Annotated in this window: 1 protein-coding gene; it reads left to right on the top strand. The window is 70.9% G+C overall.

The annotated features are described in order from the left end of the window. Positions 1 to 7,001: SDR family NAD(P)-dependent oxidoreductase (locus tag AB0958_RS44050; RefSeq protein ID WP_366896109.1), on the top strand; the 7,001-nt coding region annotated here is incomplete at both ends.

Genomic DNA, 7,001 nt, shown 5'->3' on the forward strand with positions numbered 1-7,001 from the left:
GCGGGCTCAACCCGGACGGGACCGTCCTTGTCACGGGCGGCACGGGGACGCTCGGCAGTCTCCTCGCCCGGCACTTGGTGAGCGAACACGGCGTACGGCACTTGCTGCTGGCCAGCCGGAGCGGACCGGACGCCGAAGGAGCGGCGGCGCTGTACGAGGAACTGACCGGTCTTGGTGCGAGCGTCACCGTTGCCGCGTGTGACACCGCCGACCGGGACGCTGTCGCGGCGCTTGTGGCCGCCGTACCGGATGCGCACCCGCTGACCGCCGTGGTTCACACCGCTGGAGTCCTGGACGACGGTGTGGTCACGGCCCTGACCCGGGAGCGTTTCGATGTCGTCCTGCGGCCGAAGCTTGATGCCGCGCTGCACCTGCACGAGCTGACCCGGGACGCTGATCTCGCGGCGTTCGTGCTGTTCTCCTCCGCCGCCGGAGTCCTGGGCAATCCCGGTCAGGGCAACTACGCCGCCGCCAATGCCTGCTTGGACGCCCTCGCCCTGCACCGCCGCCGCTCCGGCCTGCCCGCCACCTCCCTCGCATGGGGCTACTGGAACGACGCCAGCGGCATGACCCGACACCTCGGTGCCACAGATCTGCACCGCACCCGGCGTCTCGGCATGGTCGGGCTCTCCGCAGCAGAGGGCATGGCGCTCCTCGACACGGCCCTGCGGGCGGGCGACGAGACCCCTGCCGCGCTCGTGGCCACCCGGTTCGACCTGCCCGCACTGAGGGCGTCCGCCCACGCCGGAACTCCCCTAGCACCGCTGCTGCGCGGCCTCGCGCCTGCTCCTCGGCCGGCGGTCGCGTCCTCGCGCACGGCCGTATCCGACTCCCTGCGTCAGCGGCTCGACCGCCTGGGCAAGCGGGAGTGCACAGAGGCACTGGTGGACCTCGTCCGCCGGAACGCAGCCCAGGTGCTTGGCCACTCCGGCGCTGACGCCATCCGCGCCGACCGTGCCTTCAAGGACGCCGGCTTCGACTCGCTGACCGCCGTCGAGCTGCGCAACCGGCTCGCGGCCGCGACCGCTCTCAGCCTCTCTTCCACCATCGTCTTCGACTACCCGAAGCCGACGCTGCTCGCCGACCACCTGCGTGCACGGCTCTTCGGTGACGACGACCAGTGGGGCGACGGCCAGGAGCGGAGCGCTGAGGAGCACACCACCGCCACCGTGGCTGCCCTCTCCGACGATCCCATCGCCATCGTCGCGATGGCCTGCCGCTTCCCCGGCGGTGTGGAGAGCCCTGAAGACCTGTGGAGGCTGGTCGCCGAGGGCGTCGACGCCATTGGAGAGTTCCCCGACGACCGCGGCTGGGACATCGACCGGCACTACGACGCCGACCCTGACAGCATCGGCAAGACCTACGTACGGCACGGAGCGTTCCTCGACGACGCGACCGGCTTCGACGCTGCCTTCTTCGGGATCTCACCGAACGAGGCGCTCGCGATGGACCCCCAGCAGCGGCTGCTCCTGGAAACCTCCTGGGAGGCGTTCGAACGCGCCGCGATCGACCCGGGCGGGCTCGCCGGGCAGGACATCGGCGTTTTCGTCGGCGTCAACAGCCACGACTACACCGTACGGACGCACCACGCGTCCGGCATCGAAGGCTTCCGCCTGACCGGCAATTCCGGGAGCGTCATCTCAGGCCGGATCGCCTACCAGTTCGGCTTCGAGGGCCCGGCCGTCACGATCGACACTGCCTGCTCGTCCTCGCTCGTCGCCCTCCACATGGCGGCCCGCGCCCTTCAGCAGGGTGAGTGCTCCATGGCCCTCGCCGGCGGCGTGATGGTCATGGGCAACCTGGAGACCTTCGTCGAGTTCTCCCGGCAGCGCGGCCTCTCCCAGGACGGCCGCTGCAAGGCCTTCGCCGACGCCGCGGATGGAACGGGCTGGTCCGAGGGCGTCGGCGTGCTCCTCGTGGAACGGCTCTCCGACGCACGCCGCCGCGGTCACCAGGTCCTCGCGGTGGTCCGAGGCACCGCGGTCAACCAGGACGGTGCGTCCAACGGACTCACGGCGCCGAACGGACTCTCACAACAGCGGGTGATCCGCAAGGCGCTCGCCGACGCCGGTCTGTCGACATCGGATGTGGACGCGGTCGAGGGGCACGGCACGGGAACGGTCCTCGGTGACCCCATCGAGGCGCAGGCGCTGCTCGCTACCTACGGGCAGGGCCGACCCGCCGACCGCCCGCTGTGGCTCGGCTCGGTCAAGTCCAACATCGGGCACACGCAAGCCGCGGCCGGTATGGCAGGCGTCATCAAAATGGTGATGGCGATGCGGCACGGCGTCTTGCCCCGCACGCTGCACGTGGACCGGCCCTCAACCCACGTGGATTGGTCCACGGGCTCGGTGGAACTGCTCGCAGAGAACCGCCAGTGGCCCGAGAACGGGCACCCGCGGCGCGCCGGCATCTCGTCCTTCGGCATCGGTGGCACCAACGCGCACATCGTGATCCAGCAGGCGCCGGTGGTGGACGCTGAGGTCTCCGGCTGGGCGGCGACGAACGAACTGGCACCTGGCATCGGATCCGCAACCGCTCCCGACCAGGTGCATGCCGCCGATGCGGCACCCGCCACAGATCTCGTATCGTCAGGTTCCGCTCGTCTGCCCGTGCCCGTGCCCGTGTCGGCCCGGACAGCGGCGGCTCTGTGCGCCCAGGCCGGGCGCCTCGCTCACTTCGTCGAGGAACGCTCTGAGCTGGCCCTCGTCGACACCGCGCACGCGCTGGCCACCACTCGTGCCCAGCTCGACCACCGGGCGGTCCTGCTGGCCACCGACCGGCAGCAGCTTGCCGATGCGCTGCGCGCGCTCGGCAACGGCACGCCTACTGCCGGCACCGTCGTCGGCAGCCCCTCTGAGGGCAAGCTGGCCTTCCTCTTCACCGGGCAGGGCAGCCAGTGGGCCGGCATGGGCCGCGAACTCGCTGAACGACACACGGTTTTCCGGAACGCCTTCACCGCCGCGTGCGAGGCTGTTGAACGACACTTGGACGGTCATCTGGAGCGTCCGCTGCGCGAGGTGGTGTTCGCCGAGCCCGGCACGGCGGAGGCCGCACTGCTCGACCGTACCCTGTACACGCAGGCAGGTCTCTTCGCCCTGGAGACCGCTCTGTTCCACCTCTTCGCCTCCTGGGGTGTACGTCCGGACCTGGTCGCCGGTCACTCGGTCGGCGAGATCTCTGCCGCCTATGCCGCCGGCGTCCTTGACCTGGCGGAGGCAGGCGAACTGGTCGCCGCCCGCGGCCGGTTGATGCAGGCCCTCCCCGAGGGCGGCGCAATGGTCGCCGTACAGGCGACCGAGGCCGAGGTGGCACCACTGCTGGAGGGGGCCACGGGCGAGATTGCGATCGCCGCAGTCAACGGATCCGGCGCCATCGTGCTCTCCGGTGCCGAGGACACCGTCCTCGACGTGGCCGCGCGACTGGCCGAACAGGGCCGGAAAACCAAACGCCTGAAGGTCAGTCATGCCTTCCACTCGCCACTGATGGCCCCGATGCTCGACGAGTTCCGGGCTGTCATTGCCCGGCTGCTTCCCCGCCCAGCCGCCATCCCCGTCATCTCTACGCTCACCGGTGCCCCTGCGCGGGACGGCCAGTTCGCCACCCCGGAGTACTGGGCCGACCAAGTGCGTCATGCCGTGCGGTTCGCCGACGCGGTCACCGCCCTGCGCGACCAGGGTGCCGGAACACTCCTGGAGGTCGGACCCGGCGGCGCCCTGACCGCCCTCGCCCTCGACACTCTCGGCACGGACCACCGGGGCTGCTTCGCCACCCTGAGCGAGGACGGCTCGGAGGAGACCGCCGTCCTCACCGCACTCGCCGAACTGCATGTGCGCGGCACGGACATCGACTGGTCCGCTCTCCTCGGCATCCCGGCCACAGCAATCGGTACCGAGCTGCCCACGTACGCCTTCCAGCACCAGCGGTACTGGGTCGAGCCCGAGACCACCGCCACCGACGCCGAGGCGCTCGGCGCCCGCCCCACCGGGCACCCGCTTCTCGGCACGGCAGTCGAGATCCCCGACGACGACCACGTCAGCCCGGTCGGCGACGGCGGCACCCGTGTGGTGCTCACCGGGCGGCTCGACCGGCGTGCCCTCGGTCGGCTCCTCGAACCCGGCACCGATACCGTTGTGGCCGCCGTACTCCTCGACCTGCTGGTCCACGCCGGAACCGAGGCGGGAAGCGGTGCCGTCGAGCAGATCATCGTCGACACCCCGCTGACCGTGCCCGAACACGGCCACCTCCAGCTCCGTGTCCACGTCGATGTCCCCGGCCGGGACGGGCTGCGCCCGGTCGTCGTCCACAGCAGGCGGGCCGGCGACGAGGACAGCACCTGGACGCGCCACGCCCGCGCACTGCTCCGGCCCGGCCTGCCCACGCCATCCTTCGACTTGCGCACCTGGCCGGCCACCGGAGCCGACGCCCCGGCGGACCTCCTCGACATCCGCGGGGTACGAGGAATACACGGCCTGGCGGAACAAGACGGCCAGCTCTTCGCCGACGTCTCCCTGCCTCCGGAACTCGTCGACGAGGCCGCGGGGTTCACCCTCCATCCCGCCCTCCTCGACACCGTCATTCGCCTCCTGGCCGACCGCACCGGTGAGAGCGAGCGCGATCTCACCAGCTGCGCCGACCTGGCCGTGTACGCCGAGGGCGCCACCGCCCTGCGGCTGCGGGCCACGCCTGTAGAGGGCGGACGCCACCTCGTGGAGCTCGCCGACCACACGGGTGAACCAGTCGCAGCGCTCGGACCACTGACCCTGGGCCGCATGGACGGCACCGCTATCGCCGCCGCCGTCGGCGCCCCCGCTCTTCGCGAGGCACGGGCGACGGAGGACGGTCCATTCGTCCGACGGGTTGTGGGACGTCCGGCCGCCGAGAGCGGATCGCTGGCCCACCGGCTCACCGCGCTCGGAGCCACCGAACAGCAGCGCGTTCTGCTGGACCTCGTGAAGGAGAGCGCGGCCGTCGTTCTCGGACACACCAGCGCTGAAGCCCTCGACGAAAAGCAGCCTTTCAAGGACCTCGGCTTCGATTCCCTCAGCGCCGTCAAACTCCGCAACCGGTTGCACGACTTCACCGGCATAAGCCTCCCCAGCAGCCTTGCCTTCGACTACCCGACCCCTTCCGCCCTCGCCTGGCACCTGCGCACCGAACTGCTCGGTGAGGAAGCCGCGAACGTGTCGGCTGGAGTCGTCCAGTCCGGACCGGCCGTGCCCGCGGACCCCAACGAGCCGATCGCCATCATCGCCATGAGCACCCGCCTGCCCGGCGGCGTCAACACCCCCGAGGACCTGTGGCGACTGGTTGCCGAGGAGCGCGACGCGCTCTCCGGCTTCCCGCGGGACCGGAACTGGAACGTCGACAAGCTCTACCACCCCGACCCCACCCACCCTGGCACCACCTACACCCGAGTCGGTGGATTCCTGCACGACGCCGCCCAATTCGACGCCGGACTCTTCGGTATCTCGCCGCGCGAGGCCCTCGCGATGGATCCGCAGCAGAGGCTGCTCCTGGAGACCTCATGGGAGGCCCTGGAGCGGGCCGGAATCGACCCCCTCTCCGCCCGGGGCCGTGACATCGGTGTTTTCACCGGCATCGTCCACCACGACTACGTCACCCGGCTGCGGCAGATCCCCGAGGACGTCCGGGGCTACGTGATGACCGGCACCTCGTCGAGCGTGGCGTCGGGACGCGTGTCGTACGTGTTCGGCTTCGAAGGGCCGGCGGTGACCATCGACACGGCTTGCTCGTCCTCCCTCGTGGCGATGCACCTGGCGGCCCAGGCGCTACGGCGCGGAGAGTGCTCGCTCGCCCTCGCAGGCGGTGCGACCGTCATGTCCAGCCCGGACGCCTTCGTGGAGTTCGCCCGCCAGCGCGGTCTCTCCGCCGACGGCCGGTGCAAGGCGTACTCCTCGACCGCCGACGGCACCGGCTGGGCCGAGGGGGTGGGCGTCATCGTCCTGGAGCGCCTGTCGGAGGCCCGCCGCAACGGCCACCGGATCCTCGCCGTACTGCGCGGCAGCGCCGTCAACCAAGACGGCGCCTCGAACGGTCTGACCGCTCCCAACGGACCCTCCCAGCAGCGCGTCATCCGGCGCGCTCTGTCCGACGCGGGCCTGTCGACGAAGGACATCGACATCGTCGAGGGCCACGGCACCGGTACATCTCTGGGCGACCCGATCGAGGTCCAGGCACTGCTTGCCACCTACGGACAGGACCGGCCCGCCGACCGTCCGCTGTGGCTCGGCTCGCTGAAGTCCAACATCGGCCACACCCAGGCAGCGGCGGGTGTCTCCGGCGTCATCAAGATGGTCGAGGCGCTGCGACACGGAGTCATGCCGCCGACGCTCCACGTGGAGGAGCCGACACCGCAGGTGGATTGGACGGCCGGCGCGGTCGAACTGCTCAGAGAGGCGCGAGAATGGCCGGACGCGGGCCGGCCGCGCCGAGCCGCCGTCTCCTCCTTCGGCGCGAGCGGCACCAACGCCCACGTGATCCTGGAGGAGTCACCCGAAGGCCCCGCCGAGGCGCCGACGGCAGAGAGCGGCGTGGAACTGCCCGCTGCGCCCGTTGCGGTGCCGCTGGTGGTGTCGGCACGGAGTCCCAGTTCGCTGGTGGGGCAGGCGGAGCGGCTGGTGTCGTTCGTCGGGGAGAACCCGGGCGCACTGCCGCACGTGGCGGGTGCGTTGGTCGCTCAGCGGGCGGTGTTGTCCGAGCGTGCGGTGATCGTGGCCGACTCCGAGGGGGAGGCGTTGGCGGGGCTTGGTGCGCTGGCGCGGGGTGAGTCTCATCCCAGTGTGGTCACTGGCAGCGCGGTGGGTGCGGGGCGGACGGTTGTGGTGTTCCCGGGGCAGGGTTCGCAGTGGGTGGGGATGGGCCGTGAACTCCTGGACTCCTCGGCGGTGTTCGCGGAGCGGATCGCTGAGTGTGCGGTGGCGCTTGAGCGGTGGGTCGACTGGTCGTTGGTGGATGTGCTGCGGGGGGATGCTCCGGCC

The sequence above is a fragment of the Streptomyces sp. NPDC006655 genome (assembly GCF_040703965.1).
Lineage (GTDB): Bacteria > Actinomycetota > Actinomycetes > Streptomycetales > Streptomycetaceae > Streptomyces.